The 20,498-nt window shown below is 60.6% G+C and carries 19 protein-coding genes and 3 pseudogenes; 13 read left to right on the top strand and 9 right to left on the bottom strand.

Going from position 1 to position 20,498, the window contains the following annotated elements:
- Nucleotides 1-30 precede the first annotated feature (30 nt).
- The 3 genes from ACVW17_RS35425 to ACVW17_RS35415 all read left to right on the top strand — a co-directional run bounded on the left by ACVW17_RS35425 (nt 31) and on the right by ACVW17_RS35415 (nt 2,119).
- On the top strand, nt 31-825 hold the full coding sequence (locus ACVW17_RS35425) for an SH3 domain-containing protein (RefSeq protein WP_456798609.1): 795 nt from the start codon (nt 31-33) through the stop codon (nt 823-825).
- Nucleotides 826-885: 60 nt separating this feature from the next.
- Complete coding sequence (locus ACVW17_RS35420; RefSeq protein ID WP_456798608.1) at nt 886-1,485, top strand: hypothetical protein; 600 nt, start codon at nt 886-888, stop codon at nt 1,483-1,485.
- A 409-nt stretch (nt 1,486-1,894) separates the two neighbouring features.
- The gene (locus ACVW17_RS35415; RefSeq protein ID WP_456798607.1) at nt 1,895-2,119 is read left to right on the top strand and encodes a hypothetical protein; all 225 of its coding nucleotides are present in this window, start codon (nt 1,895-1,897) and stop codon (nt 2,117-2,119) included.
- Between the two features lie 117 nt (nt 2,120-2,236).
- Here the strand turns inward: ACVW17_RS35415 and ACVW17_RS35410 are convergent, their stop codons facing one another.
- Complete coding sequence (locus tag ACVW17_RS35410; protein ID WP_456798606.1) at nt 2,237-3,583, bottom strand: ATP-binding protein; 1,347 nt, start codon at nt 3,581-3,583, stop codon at nt 2,237-2,239.
- 70 nt (nt 3,584-3,653) lie between these two features.
- On the opposite strand from ACVW17_RS35410, the gene ACVW17_RS35405 reads away from it, so the two are divergent.
- Both ACVW17_RS35405 and ACVW17_RS35400 read left to right on the top strand, forming a co-directional pair.
- The gene (locus tag ACVW17_RS35405) at nt 3,654-4,298 is read left to right on the top strand and encodes a response regulator transcription factor (protein WP_456798605.1); all 645 of its coding nucleotides are present in this window, start codon (nt 3,654-3,656) and stop codon (nt 4,296-4,298) included.
- Nucleotides 4,299-5,790: 1,492 nt separating this feature from the next.
- Complete coding sequence (locus ACVW17_RS35400; RefSeq protein ID WP_456799040.1) at nt 5,791-5,961, top strand: hypothetical protein; 171 nt, start codon at nt 5,791-5,793, stop codon at nt 5,959-5,961.
- A 107-nt stretch (nt 5,962-6,068) separates the two neighbouring features.
- On the opposite strand, the pseudogene ACVW17_RS35395 reads toward ACVW17_RS35400, so the two are convergent.
- A pseudogene (locus ACVW17_RS35395) lies at nt 6,069-6,850 on the bottom strand (thiamine pyrophosphate-requiring protein); the annotation flags it as partial.
- A gap of 408 nt (nt 6,851-7,258) precedes the next feature.
- Here ACVW17_RS35395 and ACVW17_RS35390 point away from each other — a divergent pair.
- Both ACVW17_RS35390 and ACVW17_RS35385 read left to right on the top strand, forming a co-directional pair.
- Nucleotides 7,259-8,191, top strand: a complete 933-nt coding sequence (locus ACVW17_RS35390; protein WP_456798604.1) for a PAS domain S-box protein — start codon at nt 7,259-7,261, stop codon at nt 8,189-8,191.
- Between the two features lie 638 nt (nt 8,192-8,829).
- The gene (locus ACVW17_RS35385) at nt 8,830-9,057 is read left to right on the top strand and encodes a hypothetical protein (RefSeq protein ID WP_456798603.1); all 228 of its coding nucleotides are present in this window, start codon (nt 8,830-8,832) and stop codon (nt 9,055-9,057) included.
- A gap of 219 nt (nt 9,058-9,276) precedes the next feature.
- Here ACVW17_RS35385 and ACVW17_RS35380 read toward each other — a convergent pair whose 3' ends face one another.
- Both ACVW17_RS35380 and ligD read right to left on the bottom strand, forming a co-directional pair.
- The gene (locus ACVW17_RS35380; protein WP_456798602.1) at nt 9,277-9,621 is read right to left on the bottom strand and encodes a hypothetical protein; all 345 of its coding nucleotides are present in this window, start codon (nt 9,619-9,621) and stop codon (nt 9,277-9,279) included.
- A 513-nt stretch (nt 9,622-10,134) separates the two neighbouring features.
- Nucleotides 10,135-11,033, bottom strand: a pseudogene (gene ligD / locus ACVW17_RS35375) (non-homologous end-joining DNA ligase); the annotation flags it as partial.
- Between the two features lie 174 nt (nt 11,034-11,207).
- On the opposite strand from ligD, the gene ACVW17_RS35370 reads away from it, so the two are divergent.
- On the top strand, nt 11,208-11,429 hold the full coding sequence (locus ACVW17_RS35370) for a hypothetical protein (RefSeq protein WP_456798601.1): 222 nt from the start codon (nt 11,208-11,210) through the stop codon (nt 11,427-11,429).
- Nucleotides 11,430-11,590: 161 nt separating this feature from the next.
- Nucleotides 11,591-11,815 carry a DUF3606 domain-containing protein gene (locus ACVW17_RS35365; protein WP_456798600.1) on the top strand — a complete coding sequence of 75 codons (225 nt, stop codon included), beginning with the start codon at nt 11,591-11,593 and terminating at the stop codon, nt 11,813-11,815.
- Nucleotides 11,816-12,133: 318 nt separating this feature from the next.
- On the opposite strand, the gene ACVW17_RS35360 is transcribed toward ACVW17_RS35365, so the two are convergent.
- Nucleotides 12,134-12,316 carry a hypothetical protein gene (locus ACVW17_RS35360; protein ID WP_456798599.1) on the bottom strand — a complete coding sequence of 61 codons (183 nt, stop codon included), beginning with the start codon at nt 12,314-12,316 and terminating at the stop codon, nt 12,134-12,136.
- A 404-nt stretch (nt 12,317-12,720) separates the two neighbouring features.
- On the opposite strand from ACVW17_RS35360, the gene ACVW17_RS35355 reads away from it, so the two are divergent.
- Both ACVW17_RS35355 and ACVW17_RS35350 read left to right on the top strand, forming a co-directional pair.
- Nucleotides 12,721-12,921, top strand: coding sequence for a hypothetical protein (locus tag ACVW17_RS35355; protein ID WP_456798598.1), 201 nt, complete (start codon nt 12,721-12,723; stop codon nt 12,919-12,921).
- A 315-nt stretch (nt 12,922-13,236) separates the two neighbouring features.
- Nucleotides 13,237-13,806: a peptidase S14 gene (locus ACVW17_RS35350; RefSeq protein WP_137479178.1), complete on the top strand. Its 570-nt coding sequence runs from the start codon at nt 13,237-13,239 to the stop codon at nt 13,804-13,806.
- Nucleotides 13,807-14,978: 1,172 nt separating this feature from the next.
- On the opposite strand, the gene ACVW17_RS35345 is transcribed toward ACVW17_RS35350, so the two are convergent.
- Together ACVW17_RS35345 and ACVW17_RS35340 are read right to left on the bottom strand one after the other, a co-directional pair.
- Nucleotides 14,979-15,494: an inorganic diphosphatase gene (locus ACVW17_RS35345; RefSeq protein ID WP_456798597.1), complete on the bottom strand. Its 516-nt coding sequence runs from the start codon at nt 15,492-15,494 to the stop codon at nt 14,979-14,981.
- 105 nt (nt 15,495-15,599) lie between these two features.
- The gene (locus tag ACVW17_RS35340; RefSeq protein ID WP_456798596.1) at nt 15,600-16,367 is read right to left on the bottom strand and encodes an SDR family NAD(P)-dependent oxidoreductase; all 768 of its coding nucleotides are present in this window, start codon (nt 16,365-16,367) and stop codon (nt 15,600-15,602) included.
- A 283-nt stretch (nt 16,368-16,650) separates the two neighbouring features.
- Here ACVW17_RS35340 and ACVW17_RS35335 point away from each other — a divergent pair, with 283 nt between their 5' ends.
- Entirely contained in the window at nt 16,651-16,800 is a 150-nt protein-coding gene (locus ACVW17_RS35335) for a hypothetical protein (RefSeq protein ID WP_456798595.1), read from the top strand.
- A gap of 286 nt (nt 16,801-17,086) precedes the next feature.
- On the opposite strand, the pseudogene ACVW17_RS35330 reads toward ACVW17_RS35335, so the two are convergent.
- Nucleotides 17,087-17,639: pseudogene (locus ACVW17_RS35330) on the bottom strand (YciE/YciF ferroxidase family protein).
- Nucleotides 17,640-17,921: 282 nt separating this feature from the next.
- Here ACVW17_RS35330 and ACVW17_RS35325 point away from each other — a divergent pair.
- Nucleotides 17,922-18,557: a hypothetical protein gene (locus ACVW17_RS35325; RefSeq protein WP_456798594.1), complete on the top strand. Its 636-nt coding sequence runs from the start codon at nt 17,922-17,924 to the stop codon at nt 18,555-18,557.
- Nucleotides 18,558-19,144: 587 nt separating this feature from the next.
- Here ACVW17_RS35325 and ACVW17_RS35320 read toward each other — a convergent pair.
- On the bottom strand, nt 19,145-20,245 hold the full coding sequence (locus tag ACVW17_RS35320) for a DUF1236 domain-containing protein (protein WP_456798593.1): 1,101 nt from the start codon (nt 20,243-20,245) through the stop codon (nt 19,145-19,147).
- Nucleotides 20,246-20,498 lie beyond the last annotated feature (253 nt).

The raw sequence follows: 20,498 nt of genomic DNA, 5'->3' as shown, positions 1-20,498 counted from the left end.
AATGATCCCTTCCTCGCGAGGGTAACCCATTTGGGTCATGAAGGCGTTTGCCCCGACTTTATTCGTTATCCGGCGACTTCCTTCGCCGACGACACGCAGATCGCCGAACAGCTGCTGGAAAGCGCAATCGCATGCCCGGTACCACCGGTCACCGTTCACGAGATGGACACCCCGCTGACGGTCTTGACGCGTTCAACGTTTAAGGGGAACGGCATCAGTTTCCGGGCGATCAAGAATTCGCGAACCCTCTTCAACAACGATGCCGTATTGAGGTTCGCTGGCGATCCCGCCGCCCGCCGGGACGCCCGGGGCAAGCCGAGGGAGACCAACAGCCAAACCATCGACCAGGCGAATTATGGTGATCTACTGCCTCCTGAAACCAAGGAGGATCCAGAGGGTCGCTATCTCACGATGGACTGCCGGTCCAAGCAGGAGTGCGTGCATTCCGAAGTCTCCCGAGACTTTGGCGCGCCTGACGATCGTCACAGCGAACTGACGCTCGATCATGTGTATTTCCGGTTCTGCGACGAAGCCACCCTTCAGAACGCTAAGGCCGCCTTCGACGCATTGATCGCGACCGCAGAGCCCATAATGAAGCAGCTCGCCACGCGCACGGTAAAGCCTACCGTCGCTGGCGGCTTCATCAACTTGCGTGAGGGACCAGGGCTTGACCGAGACGTGATCATCCAGATTCCGGCCGGAGAGACCATTGCCGTCGACGAAGAGGGCTGCAAGCCAGGCAGCGACGGGCGAACCACATACCCATTTTGCCCCATAACCTGGAACGGCAGGCATGGTTGGGCGTCCTCCAGCGGCTTCAATTAAGGTTCGGGAGAGCTCGGGGTGCAGCTATCATCGACTACGAAACAGCCCAGGCCAAAACTGTTGAGCCAACTTGCTCTGTTCAGCGGCCACGCCATCATCCTTTGGCTCGGCGCCATCACCCCTTCTTCCGCACAAGACATCTCCAGCATCAAGAGCACTCTCGCAGCTAAACAGTGCCCCGCGGCCGAATATTCCCATCTGCACTACGACAGTCGAGGCTGCGGCTTCTCGGGGCAGAAGGCTTGCGATCAGCAATACAGCGCGCCTGGCCAAGCCTGGCAAGATTGCTACCATCAGCTCCACCTATGCCAGGAGCAGATCGACGCCGACAATAAAGTGATCGACGAATTCAACCGCGTCTATGCCGCCTGCAAGGCCAAGCAATCATCTTCCGCTCCGCCGAGCGTCTCCGGTTCTTCCGATCTCGCGCGAGCCGCCTCGCCTCTCAGCAGGCAAAGGACTCAGGCGCCGACGATATTCGCCGGCAGCAAGACCGGCAGTTCAACGACACGGTGCAGTCAACGAAAAGACAGTACCAGCAGCAGAAGACCGCCGACGATCTTGCCCAGTGCGAAGACCGTCACGAGCAGGACTTTGCGACCTGCAACGGCAACATGGACCAATACTACAAGGAGAACCGCTTCCCGGCCAATTGGGTGAAGCTGGAAGGCAGCGCGTGCAAGAACACGGCGAATGTTCGCCTCAACCTGTGCAAGGCACTCGCAAAAGGAGATCCGGATTCCATGGCCGACGGCCTTCGCGAGCTCTTGCAACGGACAGAGATGACACACAGAAGTATCAACGAGAACATCTCTAGCTACATGCCGCAATCTACGCCGGCCGACGATTCAGATTCAGACTATGTCTACCAGGCTCCTGTTCAGTCGTACAAAGGACGAACCCAGCAAGCGCAGCCTGCTCCAACTCGGCCGGCGCAGCCATTCATTGCAGCCCCAAATCGGGGTTGCGTTGGGGACTCCACCGTCTGCTCCGGCGGCGGTGGAAGCGCGCCTCGTCCGTACGTTCCTCCACCGCAACCGAAGTTTGTCGGACCATCAGGAGCCGTCCGATGATCCGACGGCTCAAGCTCGCGCTCGGCGCGGACTACAGCTCAAAACTTGAAGCTGCCCCAGTCAGCAAAGCCTTTCGGTCGCGCCGTCAACCCGACGGCCAGGTCGAGGCGCTGCTTTCGGCAACGAAAAGGCGGGGGCTATCATTCGCCCGCAGCCAGGCATCGTCGCGTCGCTCGAGCCATCCGGAGGCGGTCAAGTCGCGGCCCGAAAGGCGGCGTTAACAATCCGGATCCAGCACTCGCCATCCGCAGTCGGCCAAAGAGCGACATGGATTGACAGCTCGTCTCAGCTCGGATCGGCCCGGAGAGACCGTTGCAACCGGCGTCAAGCATCCACGGTCATCCGGCGATCGGTGGGTCGAGCGGAAGCCGGCAGCGCACGATGGTCTGGCCTTGCTCGCGGAGCAGCTGCAGGGCTCCGTCGAGCGCACGCGCGCGTTCGTGCATTCCGGTCAGGCCTCTGCCGAACGTCTGGTTTCGCGGCATGCCGATGCCGTCGTCGGATACCTCGATCTCGATCTGACCTCCGTTCACAGTCGCCGTGACCCCGAGCGTTGTCGCCTTCGCATGCCGGAGCACGTTGGTCACACCCTCCTGGATGACGCGGTAGGTGGTTTGTGAGAGCAGGCCGTCGAGGTCATCCAAGCGATGATCGATCCGAGATGTCACGCGGAGGCCGGGAGCCTGGGATTGGGCATTGCGCAGCAGCGCCCGCACGCTGACGGCTAACCCAAGATCCCCAATGTAGACCGGGCTCAGGCCTTCCAGCACACGCCGGTTCGCCTGCTGCAAGGCTTCCGTCGCGCTGAGAATGCCGTGCGCCGGCGAGCCTGGCTCAGGAGGGCCTTCAGCCTCGGGATCGGACAGCGCCGTGGCATTGGCGCGGATCGCGAACAGAAGCGGGCCCATCTCGTCATGGAGTTCCCGGGCCAGCTCGCGGCGCTCGTCGTCCTGGACCGCAACGAGCTTGCGCAGCAGGTCCCGATTGTCGCGGCTGAGGCGCTTCAGCGTCGCGGCGAGCTCGTTGGCTTCTGCACAGCTCTTCCGGATTTCTGGCGGACCGGCCAGCGGGATCGGAGTATCATAAACGCCATTTCGCATCCGGGTCAGTCCGGCACCAAGATGCGTCAGCGGGCGAAGCGCCGTACCCGTCGTAAAATAGGCGCTCAACCCGGCGAGCAGCATCAGCGCTGCGCTCGATCCGGCAATGGCCAGGAAGCCCACCCACTTTTCCAGGATCTCGGCCGACAGGTCAGGTTTGAAGACGATATCACCGACATGTGCCGTTCGGATAGCGACGGGATGGGCTGAGTCGAGCTCGGGAATCTGCAGCAGCGCGGTGAACCAGGCGGGAACGCTGCCATGGTAAGTGTCAGAGGGCACGTTCCGCCGGTCGGGTCCCGACGGCACGAACGCGATGGCGGCAGGGGGGCGAAGCGAGGCTGCGAACGCATCGAGCGTTGGTTGCGGGTTGTCCGCGGCCGCAAGCGCAGCATTCAGCGCCTCGGCTACGCGGTGGGCAGAGCGCGTGCCCTGGGCATTCTCATCCTCGAACTGTTCGGGCGAGAAGGTTTGCAGCGCAAGGCCGCCGAGCAGCAGCGCTCCGACAACCATTGCAGCCATGGGCAGCAACAGCCGGGCGCGAAGGGAAAGGCGGTTCCACAGTCGATCTGCGAGGCTTGGCACGGCGGGCTCCGTTCGGCGATTCTTCTCTTTCAATTTCCGCGCTAAGTTCTATTTAGGCTGAGGAGGCAACGTGCACGATACGGCCAAATCAGCTACGAGGATATTGATCGTCGACGACCATCCCGTCGTGGTATCGGGCTGCCGATCCCTGTTTGCCGCGGACAAGACTGTGAAGATCGACGAGGCTGCCGATGCCAGGGCTGGTCATCGAGCTTTCCGACAGAAGCGGCCGGACGTGACCGTCATCGATATCAAACTGCCCGATGTCTCCGGGTTCGAACTGCTGCGCAGGATTCGCAAGGACGATCCGGACGCCCGCATCATCATGTTCAGCATGAATGACGATCCCGCATTCGTCGTGCGGGCGGTGGAGATGGGCGCACAAGGCTATCTGTCGAAGAGCGAGGACCCGCGCCTGTTCTTGAAAGCGGTACGCAAGGTCGCGGCCGGCGAGCGGTTCATTTCGCCGCAGCTCGCGCAGGCAATTGCCTTCGCCGGCGCCGCGATCAAGGCCAATCCCGCTTCGCAGATATCTGCACGGGAGCTAGAAATCCTGCGGTTGCTCGGCCGCGGCGACAAGATCGTCGACATCGCAGCGGCGCTCGGCATCTCCTACAAGACTGTCGCCAACACCACATCCCTGCTCAAGCAGAAGCTTGGCGCGAAGAACCACTCCGACTTGGTGCGCATCGCTGTTGAAATGGAACTCACCTGACGTGCGCAGAAATTGACTGGCCGCGTGCGGTGAGGCGGCCAGTCCGTTGTCGCCGGCAGAACTGGCTGCATTCGTTGTGCAATGGAAGCGACGAATGCACCCTTCGTGCAATCGTCATGGGACCTTCTCAGCGGCTCACCACCTCGGGAACGACCAGCCTTGCCACCCTCCTTGCCATTCCGGGTCGCGGTAGCTTGCAACGCGCTGGCCGCGTTGTGCAAACCGTGGACTTCTCTCGCCCTGCGCGTGCCGGGGCGGCTTTGCACGTCGCGCGATTTGCTCGAGTGCCTTCGACGGAGGTGACCTAGGCGGGTCGGCCTCTGCGACAGCCGCCGGCCGCGGTGCGGGAGCTTGAGCAGGGAGGGGAGCCGAGGGCGCGGGTGAGGCGGTGACGAGCGAGGCGCTTGTATCCATCCGTATCGCTTCCGGCCATTGGTGCCGGGAGTGAATGCGGATCGTTGCGCGGTCGATGTCGTTGCGGGTAACGGCAGCCGGCGGTGCCGGAAAGTACCAATCCGCGACAAACAGCAATCCAAGCAGCATCGCGCCTGTAAGCAGAAAGTATCGAAACAGAGGCATCAAACCGTCACCGCAATGTCGGACCGCATATCGGCCCCGGCGCCGACCAACGGGAAAAAACGGCAATCGTTCCCGACATCTCTTTCGCTAAAAAGAGGCCGCCAACTGGCGGCCTCTTCGTATGGTTGGGGCGCGAACTGCCAGGTGGTCCCCGTGTCCCCGCGCCAATAACCCCGACCCTCGTGCTCACGGAAAGTGAACCGCTCGTGCGGTCCCCAACGCCAATTGTCTTCATGGACAACGACGCCGGAGTCTTTCGGGTAATCGAAAACCTCGTGGGTGTGCCAGCACACTTGCCCAGACCATACGATCGCAGCCGATGCGCTCATCGCGGAAGCAGCCAGGAAGCCGCACCAAGAACGATGCCGGCGGGCGTTTTGCCAATCAGCCTCGTGTCATTGTCTCCTAACGTCGAAACCCCTTGCCCGTACGCCAACACTCCGGAGTCAAGGCTGGGCCTGGTTTTCGGGAGAAATATGCAAACTGGCTGGGAACTGTCGGCCTCTGCCGCGGTTGATGGCTAGTACTAAGGCACACAATCAGCTTCCCCCAAAAGGGCTCCGGCGCGGTTCCTCGGCTGCGCCGGAGCTGACGTTTGCCTACGAGCCCAAGCGCAGAATGTCGCGTCGAACGGTGCGATGTGGCACCCGGTTAGTCCCATCACTTGAAGCGGGCGCCGGGTCAGACGTTTACGGACAGCAGGGATGACGGCAGTCGAAGGTCTCGCTGCTAGAGCGGCGCCCGAACCTGTTGGGCGGCCGGCAACGTGAAGTTCTTCATGGCTCTTGATTCCACGAATAGGCCGGACGTCACGATCAGGGCTAGAGAGAAAAATGCCACCACCGACAAGCATGCAAGCTGATCACCAGCGCCCATCGCAGCCACACTCCACATTTGTTTTCGATCCGTGAACGTGGCAGGAATCAGTTCGTTCCTTGGATCGGGAAAAACCGGCAATGCTCGTCGTGCGTTGCCCGACCTTGAGACATTTCTCGAGGCGGAGGTCGCTCAGGGCGAGGCGAGCGAATCGAAGCTGACCTTTGATGGGCTTCGCTACCGGCGGCAGTTGCTGGCAAGGGCCTGATGATACCCGCCCGGCAGAACCCCAGCCAATCGCGCCACGGTTCGCGTTGATCCTGAGCCATTCAAGCAAACGCCAATGAAGCAGCTCATGGATCTGAATGGCAAGCAGTTGGCGCACGGCCCGGAGTCGCTGGTGACGATGGCTGGTTCAGGAATCCGAGGTGGGAGCTCCAGGTGACGCGCTGTGGATTGACTGGATTGGCCCGCTACCGTGCCCGATTCTCGAGCGTGGTCCACCATTCGCGGACCTTGCCTAGCCGCGGCAGCAGGGCGCGCAGCGTCTCGGTGGCGTCCCCGACAAGGCCGACCTTCATCGGGAAGCGGATCGACAACATGTCGGCATCGATATCGATTTGGACACCGTGGGCGCGGCCTTACTTGGGCAGGAATTCCGAGTATGAAAAAAGCCGAGCCGACCATCAACAGCGTGTCGCACTGCGTCATCAGGTCGTAGCTCGGCTCGGTGCCGAGCAGGCCAATTGAGCCGGTCACCTAGGGAAGGTCATCTGGCAGCACGGCTTTGCCAAGCAGCGCCTTGGCGCAGCCGGCAGATAGCCGGTCTGCAACCGCGATGACCTCGCGGTCGCGCCAAGTGCGCCGGCTCCGACCAGCATGGCAATCTTATTGACGGCGTTGAGGATATCTGCGGCACGGTCGAGTTCGGCTTCGTGCGGAACGATATGGAGCGGGGTGTAGCCGATGCCGGAGCGTAGTGTGCTATGGGCGCGCGGCGGGTCTTCGCAATCCTTCACCTGGAGGTCGTTCGGGAGAATGACGGCAGTCACGGTACGCCGGGCGAGCGCGATCCGGGCCGCACGATCGATCAAATGGCGGACTTGCGCTCGCGAGGAGGCCTGGGCGACACAGGCACTCGCCACATCCTTCAACATCTAGACCAGGTCGCGTCGAACTGCGCCATTCGAATTGCCCCGTGAAGCAGGATCCTGAGGGCGCTTCGTTCCTCGCCCGTGTGCCGAGGCTGGCACGGCAGCCTGTCAGTCGACAGAGGCACTGCACGGCCCGCGCGCAAGCGGATGTCCGGTTATGCAGCAGGAACAGGTTGGGGCGCCAAACCCCTCCGCGGCGGCTCTTCGGAGGCAAACCGGACTATATATGCTCGATCTGAGCTTACTGCTCTGGACCAACGGTGTCATTTAAATCCTTTTTTGGTGCTATGATAAGTCGCTAACGGCAGCGCAGCATCCACATTTCGGGACTTCCCATTGACATCCAATGACCAGCCGGGACCTCAACGCAGGCCTCTCGTCAACGAGCCGGCTCGGGATCGTGCCGAGCGCTTGGCCAATCTGCTGGCCTCCATAGTTGAGTCCAGCGACGACGTGATCGTTAGCAAGAATCTAGACGGCATTATTACAAGCTGGAACAAGGCGGCCGAGCGCATCTTTGGCTACTCGGCCTCCGAGGCGATCGGTCGGCCCATTACGCTTGTAATCCCGGAGAACCGACTAAGCGAAGAACGTGAGATTTTAACGCGTATCCGACGCGGTGAACGGATCGACCACTTTGAGACCGTTCGGCGACGTAGGGATGGTAGCTCGATCGTCGTTTCGCTCACTGTTTCTCCCGTCAAAGATGCTCACGGCAACATCGTTGGCGCATCGAAGATTGCAAGAGATATTACCGCGCAGAAGCAGGCTCAGGAGCAGATTGGCATTCTCGCTCGCGAGGCGGAGCACCGAAGCAAGAACATCCTCTCGAACGTACAGGCAATCATCAATCTTTCCCAGTCCGACACTTCCGAAGGCCTCAAGGAGGTGATCAGCGGGCGCATCCAAGCGATGGCAAACGTTCACTCGCTATTTGTTGAGACACGGTGGATAGGCGCTGAAGTCTCGGCGATCGCCAAGCAGGAACTCGCTCCCTATCTCGATGAACACGGCGCGCAGGTTCGGATGGACGGTCTTCAAACCGTGTTAGAACCTACCGCGGCGCAGGCGATTGCTGTTGTCCTGCATGAGTTGGCGACCAATGCTATCAAGTATGGAGCGCTATCCAACAAAAGAGGCCGGATAGAATTGGACTGGTCGCGCGCCGATGATGGGCAGCTGGTGCTCCGCTGGATCGAATTGGGCGGACCGAGGGTAAAGGTGCCCCAACGCAAGGGATTTGGTAGTCGGCTCATCGAAGGGACGATCAACCCACTTGGCGGGAAGGTACTCTTTGACTGGCGCGCGGAAGGGCTTGTTTGCCAAATCGCCGTTCCGACGTGAGACGCCAACCGTACTGGCTTCGCTGCTCTTCCACCGTGGCAACTTCTGATCCGCGGCCTCTGCGGGGTTGCGCCGCGTCTAACGGCGGTCCGCTCATCGCGGCAGAGCGGACGAGATACCTAACACCGGCTCTGTTTGTCTGATGGGGAAATCTATTGCCGTTGAAGGGCAGGAATTGCTCAAGGGCCGGCGCGTCGTTCATGGATCATAGCGGCCCGAACTGCCCTTCTTCCACATATGCGCTTCAACGCTGAGGCCACAGAAGCGCGCCGCGATGCTCTCAGCTGGTAGCACGAAAAGCGATCGAGCGATGGCCGCAACATCGGGCTCGGGTCGGAGCACGATTAGTCCTCGCACGGCGCGGACGGCTTCGGATGTACTTCCACTACGATCAAGAGGCCGAGGGCCGCACCGTGGGAGCGATACCGCTAGCGGGCCGCAGCTCGAGCGGCTCCTGGCAAGCCTGTAGAGGATGGATCGCTGCGGCCACCGTTCGATTCTGGCAAAACCGGCGATCGCCCTCTCAAGACGGCCACGATGCCGTTTAACCGCGTCATATCAATCGGGAAAAATAGGAACCTCCCACCCAAGTTGTTGTTGGCAACGGCTACTTTGAAGTCCATTGGAGAAGACATGAAATGAAGAAGCTCATTGTATGCGGTGCCCTCGCAGCGTTCGCATTTGCTACGCAGGCCGCTAGGGCAGCTGAGTTCTATATCGTACGCGACGCCAGCACCAAGAAGTGCACCGTGGTCGACAGCAAGCCGACAACCACAACCACGACAGTGGTAGGCGACGGCGTTTACAAGACGAAGACGGAAGCTGAATCCGCGGTGAAGACCACGAAGGTCTGCACCGAGCAGTAAACCCTTCTCGTTTATAGTGGAGACTTAGGAATGCCCGTAATCTTGTTGTGGGGGATCCCCACGCTTATCGTTGTTGGCGGTGCTGGGTATTGGTTAGTTCACATGCACTGATCCTATTCGATCAGAAGCGGCTCGTCCTGAATGGACGGGCCGTTTCGGTGCAAAAAAAGCATTGCTGCAGCTCGGGCGCCGCTTAGACATGACATGTAAGAGCTGGCTCTATGGCTTTGGGCTTGGCGAAGGTGCGGGCGAGGGTTGCTGAGGCGTCGGAGTTGGTTGAACCAGAGAGGTGATTGGCTGATCCGTGCCGTTATGCGGAATGCAGGTCCCGGCATTCGCAAGTTTTCCGCCGGCTTCCTCTCGAGCTCGGCGGTGGTGGCGTCCACGGCGCCTGTCGAATTCGCCGTCATCTATCGTCGAGCGTTGACTCAAGGCGCTGTAGGCGTTCGCATAAGTCTGTTGCAACTGCTCCTCAGCGGTCAGGCAATCGGAGAGCTTCTCGAACACCAGATCGGTTTGAACCGGCGCTACGCCACCAACCAATACGACTAGAATCCATTTCATGTCTTCGCGATCCTAACATTCGAGCCTGCCTCGCAAACGTTTTGGGGAATCGAGGAGTTCCAGCTAGGTCTTGTGGTTCTCTGAGCGTTTCACCGACGACGCCCTGCGGCTTTTACGCGTAAGAGTAATCAAAGACATCGAAGGACAAATCGCTGAGTTGGATAACTCCTCCGCCGAATTCGTGACCATGCGCACTCCGATGAGGGGCGGAGGCTTCGTCGAGAAGACCTACTGACCTGGCGATCGCGGCAAGGCATTCTTCACCCGGTGTTCCGCCGGGTGCTTTCGGTTCTTGACCTTGATCAGTCGCAGGGGGCGACCGGTATTGCCGCAACTTCATGTCTCGTCAGGACTGAAATCTGGCGGCATTTCCGGTATCTCACCATCCTCGGACTTGTTGCACCGCGGGCATGGCGCGCCGGCACCACCGCAGGTGCAGGCATGCGGTCCGGTCCAAGGCTGATCCGGGTGATCAGCGGCCGTCGTCGCAAACGGTGCAGCGCGGTGAGCTCGTAGGTTTTCCCTTAGGCCGCAAAAGAAAGGATGTCGCACCTTCCCCTCGGCGGATTTGGCCCGGTACTTGATCTCGGCGAGCAGCTTCGGCTCGACCCAGATCCCTTTGTGCCTGTTGGGCTCGGTGTAGGGCTGCGTCTTGCGTGTTAGCGGCGTCAGGCGCTGTCGAAGGTCGGCGGCCGAGACTTTGTCAAAGCCGTGGTCGACTTTGCCGGCGTAGATCAGAGCGTCGCCCTCGCGCCGGCCGACATAGATGCCGTCCCAGTCGTTGCCATCAATGCCGGCGATGGTCAGCGTCTCACGCTGAGCACAGATCTTCTTCACCCAGTCGCGGCTGCGGGCGCCTATCGGGTAGACACTGTCGGCGATCTTCGATACGACGCCCTCACAGCCGAGCCTGCACGTATGGGCGAGCATCTCGACGCCGTCGCTAAATTGGATGACGGAGCCGGCGACGAGCTTCTTCAGCGCGGCCTTGCGCTGCTTCAAGGGAAGCTTCCGCAGGTCGCGGCGGTTGAGGTAGAGCAGATCGAAGGCCACCAGCACGATCTTGGTCGAGTGGCCGCGCAGCTCGTTCTGTAGCACCGAGAACTCGGTGGTGCCGTCGGCAGCCGGCGCAACAATCTCGCCGTCGATGATCGCCGACGCCGCCGAGATGTGCCATGCATCGTCGGCGATCTTTTTGAATCGTTTGGTCCAGTCGTGCCCCGCTGGGTGAATATCTTCATCGCCTCGTCGGCGAGGTGCACTTGCACCCTATAGCCATCGAACTTGATCTCGTGGATCCAGCGGGCGCCGCTCGGCACCTTGTCGATCGGCGTCGCCAGCGCGGGCGCGACGAAGCCTAGGAAGAGCGCCTTCGCTCCGATCGCCTCCGGCTTCCTCCGCTGAAACGCCACAACGCAACTCCACAAGATAATGAGCTGCTTCAAACGGGCGTGGTCGCCAACGTTCCAGTGGGCAATTGGAACTGGTGATCTCACCTTGCGTTTTGCCAGATTGCCAAAGACAGCGAAGAAGCTGACCGCCAAGCCGCAGCGGAAGTCTGCCCGCCCCTGTGATAGGAGAGCCGCATGGATATGAAAGAAGCCTCGGCGATGACGGAAGCCTCGGGGCTGATCGAGCAGGAGGACATTGGTCGGACTTCCAAAGCGCCCCGTCGTCAACCCCAGCAGCCGTCGCAAGGCGTCGCGCTGCGCTGGGGAGAGCAGCTACGTGAGGTTACCACGAAGGCGCCGTTGCAGTCGCTCTTCGTCGCCTTCCTGATCGGGATCTGGGTCGCGCGGCGGCGCTAACAGAATCCGCGATCCGGCTCGCCCCACCAAGGCCTTGCTAGCAAGGGACGATCCGAACGTTGCCGAGCCAGGGTTATGCCCCTATGCAGGTTAGGAACTGAGTCCGGTGAGTCGCTGTTCTCGGATTTGCGCAAGAAATGCGGCGGATGAGGGATGCCAGAATGGCGAAGAAAGCGAAGAAGCAGACGGCGCGTGGCCGCAAGCAGGACAGGGCACGCGTCGCCAGTGGCCAGGACTATGAGGTCCGCTACGAGGCGCGGAAGGCCGGCAAGTCTGCGGGGTCCGTGAAGAAGGCGGTCAAGAAGGTCGGCAACAGCCGCAAGCGGGTTGAGCAGCGGCTGGGATCAACAATGAAGAAGTTGTTAGGAATGCGGCCATCGCGGTGAACGTTGGCAGCCAGCTCTCTGATCTTGGTGCGGAGCAGCCCTTCTGTTGATCAGTCGATTGAACGAAAATGGTTGAGAGGTCAGACCATATGTAGCCTTCGCGGTTGATGCGCAGGGCGTTGCTCGGGCCACCTGCGAGTTTACGAGCCATGGTGACGACGAGGCCACGAAGAGGGCCAAGGGCTATCTGGACGCCCAGGGCATCGTCGAACTCTGGATCGATCATCGGCTAGTCATTCGCCAAAGCGCATGCCCAATTGAATGTAACCTGGCTCCGAATCTTGTCTTGCCGCGTGACGTTCTGAGACGGATGCCGTTTCATGCTTCCCGTTTTTGCTCCGCTGCGCGTTCGGCGGAGAGTAATTCCAGCGCTCGCATCATTTCCGGTGTCCAGCAGTCGCCCAGGAGCAACAGGCCTTGCGTGAGCTCCTCACGCGTGCGCTCGCGCATCGCACGCAGCAACTCCTCGACGCGTTGATTGTTCGAAACCGATTTGGTCATGGGATTGCCTACGGGTCCTCAGCCGCAGGGGTAAAAACGACGATAGATGCCGGGCAGGCGGTATGGTTCCACGAAGGGAACAAAAAAGACTCCTCCACGAACTTGTTGAGAAAATCTGGAAGCAGATTCACACAGGTTATTTTTGCAGCGGCCGGGCTACGCGATGGTAGCCTTGGAGGGCAGGTGATTTTCATTTCGTATTTTTTCAGCCCTAAACGACGGCTGCTGCTACTACGTGACAGCGGTCAGCGATCCAGATTGACCCCAGCATGATCCGGATGCTGGGGTCGTTTTCTTTAGGGACCTGAACTGGCATCGACCGATCGCGCATAGGACAGAGACGGTTAGCGGGCGGTCCGCTAGGGCGGCGTCCCTCCCGGCGCTGTGGAACGCTCCGGACGCTGATGGATTTTCCGGTCATGAGCGCGGGCGATTACCTGGTGAGGGCGGAACACTACCGGCGGGCCAAAGAGATGGCCGACGACACGTTCACTCGCTATTTTCTCGAGCGGATGGAGCACAGTTATCGTGTCCTGGCTGCGAGCGAAGCAGCCCTCGCGGCTTCGCTAGAAGTGGAGGAGAAACTGAACAATCGGCACGACTAGCCGAACCCATCAGCGTCATAGGTCGCGTTACTCCGCCTTCGGATGATAGTCAGCCGGGCGCTGACCGCCGCCTCGGTAAGGCCGAGCTTCTGCGCGATCTCGCGCCGTGTCATCCCGGTCTCCCGGATCAATTGCAATAGCTCCGTTCTCTTCTTCAGCGGACCACGATCCTGCTGGCATGAACCTCTCCAATGATGAAATGCCAGTAGGAATTGCAGATTCTTGGAGCCGCGTCCGCCCGGTCCGTGGGCCGATCGGGAACCAGTTACGGCATCTGCGTGTAGTCCAGGACGAAAGCCGCCAAGGGATTGTTAGATGCAACTCGCAACGCTACCGGCCACAGCCTTCAAGTCGCCGGCCATTAGCCTCTCGGGCATTGTCGACTACAACATGTACACCGCCTTTCGAACGCAGTTCGACAACGCGGCCGATAAAGATCTTGTCGTGATCGAACTGTCGACCTTGGGCGGCGACCCCGAGGTCGCTCGAATGATGGGGGAGGACGTGCGGTTCGCGAGCGAGACGGAGCCGCAACGTCGCTTCGTGTTCCTCGGTAAGGCTGTGATCTATTCGGCGGGCGTTACGTTCATGAGCTTCTTTGCGCGGCCGAACAGGTACCTCGCGCGCGGCACGCGACTGATGATCCATGAACGCAAGCTTTCGAAGAGCTTGGTGATCGATGGCCCTTTAACAACATGCATTGCGGTTGTGAGAGCGACGCTCAACGAAATCGAATGCTCGATCGCCATACAGAACGAGGGCTTTCAAAATCTAATACTGGGCTCGAACGTAACGATCGATGAGGTCATGCAGAAGGCGCCGTCAAACTGGTATTTGGAGGCGCAGGAGGCGAAGACGTTGGGTCTGATCGAGACGGTTCTGTAACGCCGGAAAGGATGCAACAAGGCTTACTCAGCCTCAGACGAAGGGCTCGGTGGGGGAGCCCGTAGCGCTTGGCCCGATCGGCGGCCAACTTCCGATAGTCCTTTGCCTGCTGAATGAACTGCGCTTTCAGCCTGGGATCACTCTCCGCGGCGGCGAGGCGCTCAAATTGCAAATCGTGCTCAATATACTCTGTTAGTAGCTTCATGGTTGCCGAGCGCCAACGCCTTGCTTCGCCGCGCGCTCCGCTCGAAGAACCGGCTCGGGGTGTGGATGCGAGGCTCGGCGGTGAGCAGTCTGGACCGACCGGGAAATCCCCGCGATTACACAGAGCAAGTCGTCTTGCTGCCATGCATAAGTAAATGCGGGCGCACCATCCAACCTCAGACTGACCTGCATGTTCAAATTCGATCACATCGACGGTGTGGAGTACAGCCTCATTGGACTGGCGGCTGGTGCGTCGGCCGCGCTTGTCGTCAGCGTGATCTGTCTCTTCATCTGGTGACGCTGGCCACCCCTCAGGCGTTACACGGCCGCAGCTAGTGCCCCTCAAGTGGCAATTTGCGGCGTTGCAACGTCGGTCGCGCTGAGGAGTGGGACGACCATCGGCCTCAGTGCTCTCCCCGGGGCGATGGGCCGATCTTCGACTCCGACTCCTTCGCATATGTGAATGCGGGTACCGCAACCAGGGCGCAAAGTGGGGCTATGTACAGTGGATACGATCATCACACCAATGGCGTCGAGTACAGCTTCATAGCGCTGGCGGCGATCTCGTTCGTAGCGCTCATCGTAGGCGTGGGCGCTCTGTTGATCGGCTGAACATTCTTTCGACGTGGTGACGACGCGGCCTCAGCGATGCCTCTCGCTGCGGCCGTTTCTTGTCAGGCCAAGAGATCTGCCTGGCTGGAGCATGCTCACGAAGGTTCCGCTCTCGTGGTACTCGAACCAGCCGTCGCTCGGCGGGAGACGCTGGAAAAGAAATCGTGTCGCTCACAAATCGAATCGGACCGAGTACCGCTGCTTCAGCCGCAGTTCGGTGGCCTTTGCCGATACGCGCACCTGCTCAGAGTCAGCGCCGTCACGCACCACGGCCACTAGGGTCCAATCAGTAGCGGAGAGTTGATTTCGACGTGGCAGACATGCTCTCCGCCTGGGAGATTGCGGAGCTCGCGCCGCTACCTTGACAGCCGCTTGATGGTCTTGATGGTACGTCTCGGCCCCCGCCAGCCTAGGAATTTCAGCTGCTTGTTCTCCAGAGCGTTCGTGGCCTGAAAAAACTGTTCGAGTTCATCGCATGCGCGAGAGGGGAGATGGCGGATATCCATGAGCTCTGTTTCGGCCGGAGAGCGGTCCGGCACGGCGAAGATGCGGTCGTTACGCTCCTTCTTACCGTGGGCCTTCTGCTCGACCTCGAGGATGCCGACTGGCCTGCATTTGAGGACTACGCCGGGGTAAGTCTGTGCGTCATGGATGATCAGAACATCGAGCGGATCGCCGTCTGAAGCTCTCGTAGACGGGATAAAGACCCAATCGTAGGGATAGCTGAGCCCGGACATCAAAGGCTTGGAAAGGGTGAAGAAGCCGAGCTCTGGGTCGAAATCGATTTTGCAGGTACTCCCGCGCGGAGTCTCGACGATGGCATGGACACGTTCGTCGTCGGCCCACGCGGGCAGTGAAGGGAGTTTGTTCATTCCCAGAAAACGGGGGCGACACGAGGATTGTTCCTAGAAGCACGTCGGGCCCGGCCGTTTGGCTTCGAGGAGCCGGCAGGGGGCGGCTTGTGGTCCCAAGACCGGCTACTGCTGCGGTGGCTGACCGTTCGAGGCAGAAACGCCGCCATCGACGGCCACGTTGGCGCCGGTCATGAAGCTCGCATCGTCGCTTGCGAGGAAAGCGATCACGGAGGCGATCTCGTCTGGTTCGCATACGCGGCCGAGCGGAATCCGCTCGGCGAACTTGGTCAGCAGTTCCTGGTCATCCATCATGTCGGCGGTCATTCCCGTTCGCGTCAGGGATGGACAAACCGCATTGACGCGCACGCCTCTCTTACCCAGATCCATCGCGAGAGCGCGCGTTAGATTGACCACCGCGCCCTTTGCCGCGTTGTACGGACTCATACCCCAGTCACCCCCGGTCCCTGACACCGAGGCGGTGTTCACTACCGAGCCCTTGGTCTTCTCCAAATGGGGCAGCGCTGCGCGGCAGCCGAAAAACACACCGTCTACGTCGGTGGCCATGACCTTGCGCCACTGATTGTTCGTAATGGTGCCAGGGTCTCCGCCTTCGTGAACGCCCGCGTTATTGACCAGGACGTCGAGCCGGCCGAAGTGCTTGATCGTCGTCGCCACCATCTCCTCCACGGCGTCCGGGTCAGAGACGTCTGCCGTGTGAGCCAGGACGCGGCCGAACCCAAGTTCTTTCGCGACGTCCGCGAGTTTCATCTCCTCGCGGTCAACAAGCACGCCGCTCGCGCCTTCGGATACAAAGCGGCGCGCGGCCGCTGCCCCGATGCCGGACGCCGCGCCCGTCACGATCACGACCTTTCCTTCGAAACGGCCGGTCATTCGATCGTCCTTCCCGTCATCGGCTAGTCGTCATGGTTGAGATCCTTGCCTTCCAAGCCCAACCGTCCCGCCCTCGGCATGGACAAGATCGTGGTCCTGCCTTCCGGTCTTCCCAGTGTGCTCGATGATAACGCGTCGCTCGCTGCGTTTCTTCTTCAAAGGCTTCGGCGATGTCAGCGTCGGTTTTTCGGGTTTGATTGACATCTGTGTCTCATCGTCGGCGTGTTGCGGCCTACGCTAGTCGCGTCGGCTGGGGCGGGTGCGCCGTCCTCGGATGCCGATCATGCAGAAACGAGACAAGAGCATTTGCCATTTCTTCGTCGGCTGCCGCTGCTGCGAACAGGCGTTCCTGCGCGTCCCGCGGAAGGTCCGCCCAAACAGCCAGCGCGGCGTGGCCGAGCAAAGCGGTCAACCGGCTTTGATCCGGATGTAGCACCTCCGGTGGACCAGGCCGCTCATCGGGTTGCAGCATCGGCGTTTCCTCTGCCACATCGTCGGCAGCGTCGACTGTTTCCGGGCGCTACCCGGCCGCTTGACGCGAGCCCTCATTGGCAAGCCGTCCGTCACCTACGATCTCGGCGGTGAATCGCTTGGCAGCTCCTGCGAAGGTGTCCTTAACGCTCATTCCCGCTCAGCTCCGAATGATTGCGCACGACGCGCAGGCCGCATTGCTGGCCGGCCACCCATGATGGGTGTCCGATATGTGTGGCTGGGATGAATTAGGCGGCGCGTTGATTGACGCCGCTCACGGCCATATCGTTCAGCTTCTTGTCCGTTGCTTTTTCCTCGTCGAGGGCTTCCTGGAGAACAGAAGCGCAATCGCTGCGGCCCAGCTTCTTGGCCCACGCAATCAGCGATCCGTAGCGGGTGATCTCGTAGTGCTCGACCGCCTGGGCCGCAGCGATAGGTCCCGCATCCAGCACCGTCTTGTCGTCGACATCGCCGGTTACGTCACTGGCTTCTTCCAGAATGCCATCGATCGCAGGGCAGTTCACACTTTGGCCTCGACGCCTTGCATCTTGAAGACTCGTTCCAGGCGCATGATCTGGTTCTTCGTCTCGGCGAGATGAGTTTCAAATCCCTTCTTCAGAGATCGAGAGATCGGTCGCTTGCCTTCTCGATCATGTCTGGGAGGTTTTTGATGATCTGCTGCTCCGCACAAAAGATATCACGCAGGGTATGCACAAAAAGGTCGTTCAGCGTTTTGATGTCCTTTGAAGAATCCCATGCCGGGTGTGCCTGCGAATATTCGGAGTAGTAGAATAATGCCACTAATTGTCTGCGCCGGAGATACAGTGCGCTGCGCACCGGAAGCGCTGATCGTCACGGCTGCGAGACCACGGCGACATCCGATCGGCCCGCATGGACTTCCGAGGGGCCCCAAGGGGCTGATAAGGAGGGTTGCCAAAAGACCACAAGCGGACCGAAGTGCGCTCGTTTCCGCCGGTGACACCCCATTTCCGTCAATTTTGACCGCCATCTCAGGCATGGATATTTTTGCCGAAGCGTGGCCAAGTCACATTCTTTTCAGTCAAAGCGATTTGCGGAACGCCAATGAAAAACGCTGCGCTGTTTGCCCTTGGCTTGTTGGCCGCTGGTGTTTTGTTCCACGACAGCGCGAGATGTCAGACGTCGCTGGCCCCGCCGCTTTTGCTTGCTCCGCCGCCGTTGAGTGAACAGGGGACGGCACTTCCAGCCGCCCCCACCAACAGCGTTTGGCCGCCAATAGCCGCACCGAGCGTGTCGCCACCGAGAGCGGCGGGCAAACATGCGACGTCGTCGGCAAAGAGCAATGTTGGGTCGTCACCGGCGATGGATGACGTTCCGCCGGCCGAGACCGCCAAGGGCTCGGTTCCAGCCCGAGCCGCTAAAGATGTGCCGCCACTGGCATCCGCCCCATCTGCCACTGTCAAGGGCACGCCATCGGCGCCCGACGATGTTTCGCCAGCACCGGTGATCGACAGCCTGCAGCCGTTGGTCAAGCAGGCCACCGATTACGATGGCTTTAGCGTCGGCATCGTCGACGACAATGACGCGTCAAGCCGGACGACACGACCCGTTAGGTCGCGCGCGGCAAAGCAGTCCAAGCGCGGTCAAGAAGCGGATCGTGTCTCTGGGCAGCAGTCGGTCGATCCCAGGGAAGATCGCGAACTAAAGGGCAAGCTCACGATTTGCCGGGGCTGCAAGTAGCAGGTCGCCGCTCCGGTTGCGTTCGTCAATTGGCCCACTGGGCAGGCGATCCAAGCGCCGCTCCGAATACAGGCGCCGAAGCTTCCTGTAGTTTGCTGGAATGGCCGTTGTTTGTCTGTAGCTGTCAAACTTGCCCATGATGGATCGGACCGAGAGTTAAGTTTTAGAGCGCTCAGAGAGTGGCGTACCCACGGCGTGTGCACCGGGAGGTCAAGAAAATCCCAACACATCCAACAACCGAGGGCTTATGGCGCGTGTGCTGGATCTGAACGTCCGAGGGCAGGCGAGGCGAGTGCTCCGCGAAAGCAGCATAGAATCGAGGGGGCCGCTCGGAGAGCGGCCCCTCCTCAAGTTCACCAGCTTCGGGTGCCGAAGCTGAAAACGATGCTCGGGGGACCACCGCAACCGGGGCCGCCATAGTGGCAGTGGCCGTAACTTCGGCGGGGGCCGCGGGTTGCTTGGCGCCACCAACCTCGGTCGTCGCGATGGCCGGGTGCGAGTGGGCGGATCTCGCAGAGGCCGACAGGTGGCCCCGAGCGCTCCTAGACGAGAAGGACGGTCTTCATCATGTTTCTCCTTTGCGCGAGTCAGTCGATCTCTTCGATAATGCGACGTTCGTGGGGCTCCACGATGTACGTACGGCTGTCCCGGTTGATGTACCGGTACTCGCGAAGGCTCGGAGCATCCCGATAGACCTCGTCCGGGAAGGTCTCAATCTCAACGTCCTCCGGCACGCGCTCGCCGGTCCGCATCTCGGTTCGGACGGTACTGCCGGTCGTGCGGCTCTCGCGTTCGACCGGGCGCGCCTTGGCGTGCTTGCGGACGACCTCGCGATCGCGGTCGGTGAACGTTACCCTGCGCTGCTCGGTGCGCGCCGGCGCCGACGCGGTCGAGCGGCCGGAGTACGGCAGGACCGTCACGATCTTGTGGGTGGACGGCTCCACGATCACGATCTCGTCTTTCACCAGAACGAAGTCATAGCCCCGATACTGGGGCACGATCTCGACGACCTCGGCCGGCAGTGGCTGCAGGCGGACGTCCCGCGGCACGACGGTGCCCACCGACAGCGAGAAGTTCACGTTGGTGAGGGTCTGCACGTTCAGGTGAGAGATCGACGTGCTGATGCGCGTCCGCTGCTGGTCGTTGATGTTCGCCGAGGCATTCACGTTGGTGTTCGACGAACGGTCAGCAGTGTTCTGCTGATTGTTCGGCTGCTGCGCGGTGTTTGTCGATCCGCTACCCGTCGGCGACTGCGCCTGGTTGGTGTGCGAGGCGGGCGGATTGGCGCTCTGATTGTTCGTGCTTGATGGCGGATTGGTCTGCGCCTGGTTCGAGGGTGTTGTGCCCTGGTTGGAGGGATTGGTCTGAGCTTGGTTGGCCGAATTGTTTGAGGCAGGCGCTTGCGTCGTTTTCGTGCCGCTTGCGGAATTGGACGACTGGCCCGCCGCGGTCTGACCGTTCGTCGACGGAGCCTGCGTCTCGGCGGAATTTGACGAGGGATTCGCCTGTGCGGATCCGGATGAGGAGCCGGGTGACGTGGTCGATGTCGAGGGCGACGTGGTCGATGTATCCTGCTGATGCTGCGTCGTGGACGGACTGGAGCTTGACGTGTTTGGAGAAGACTGCGCAAATGCCGAAGTCGCGATGGCGACCGCAGCGGTCGTGGCCAAGAATAAACGCTTGTTCATCTGAATCTCCCTAATGTGGAAGCCGGTCAACCCTCGGCGTGGCGTTCGGTTCCGAATCGGGCAATTTCGGCAATTGCGCGAGGTCGATGCTAGGATTTTCTCCGGCGAGCCGGGGATGCTGCTTCGCGGAATGGCAAGCGCGCATTAACCTACAGAGCCCTCGTCCGCCCACTACCGCACCTGGAGTTCTGGCCTGGGCCGAACCGGCAAAGACCGCTGGCCATCCCCTCTTCCCACAGCGTCGGACTGACCG

The organism is Bradyrhizobium sp. USDA 4473, from assembly GCF_054063335.1.
This window is presented reverse-complemented; position numbering and strand designations above follow the sequence as displayed.

Bases quoted from the DNA above. Each gene is read 5' to 3' on its own strand.
- ACVW17_RS35360 (WP_456798599.1), bottom strand. From the start codon at position 12,316: ATGACCAAATCGGTTTCGAACAATCAACGCGTCGAGGAGTTGCTGCGT.
- ACVW17_RS35385 (WP_456798603.1), top strand. From the start codon at position 8,830: ATGAAGAAGCTCATTGTATGCGGTGCCCTCGCAGCGTTCGCATTTGCT.
- ACVW17_RS35325 (WP_456798594.1), top strand. From the start codon at position 17,922: ATGAAAAACGCTGCGCTGTTTGCCCTTGGCTTGTTGGCCGCTGGTGTT.
- ACVW17_RS35380 (WP_456798602.1), bottom strand. From the start codon at position 9,621: ATGAAATGGATTCTAGTCGTATTGGTTGGTGGCGTAGCGCCGGTTCAA.
- ACVW17_RS35415 (WP_456798607.1), top strand. From the start codon at position 1,895: ATGATCCGACGGCTCAAGCTCGCGCTCGGCGCGGACTACAGCTCAAAA.
- ACVW17_RS35370 (WP_456798601.1), top strand. From the start codon at position 11,208: ATGGATATGAAAGAAGCCTCGGCGATGACGGAAGCCTCGGGGCTGATC.
- ACVW17_RS35340 (WP_456798596.1), bottom strand. From the start codon at position 16,367: ATGACCGGCCGTTTCGAAGGAAAGGTCGTGATCGTGACGGGCGCGGCG.
- ACVW17_RS35350 (WP_137479178.1), top strand. From the start codon at position 13,237: ATGCAACTCGCAACGCTACCGGCCACAGCCTTCAAGTCGCCGGCCATT.
- ACVW17_RS35320 (WP_456798593.1), bottom strand. From the start codon at position 20,245: ATGAACAAGCGTTTATTCTTGGCCACGACCGCTGCGGTCGCCATCGCG.
- ACVW17_RS35345 (WP_456798597.1), bottom strand. From the start codon at position 15,494: ATGAACAAACTCCCTTCACTGCCCGCGTGGGCCGACGACGAACGTGTC.
- ACVW17_RS35335 (WP_456798595.1), top strand. From the start codon at position 16,651: ATGCAGAAACGAGACAAGAGCATTTGCCATTTCTTCGTCGGCTGCCGC.
- ACVW17_RS35365 (WP_456798600.1), top strand. From the start codon at position 11,591: ATGGCGAAGAAAGCGAAGAAGCAGACGGCGCGTGGCCGCAAGCAGGAC.
- ACVW17_RS35355 (WP_456798598.1), top strand. From the start codon at position 12,721: ATGGATTTTCCGGTCATGAGCGCGGGCGATTACCTGGTGAGGGCGGAA.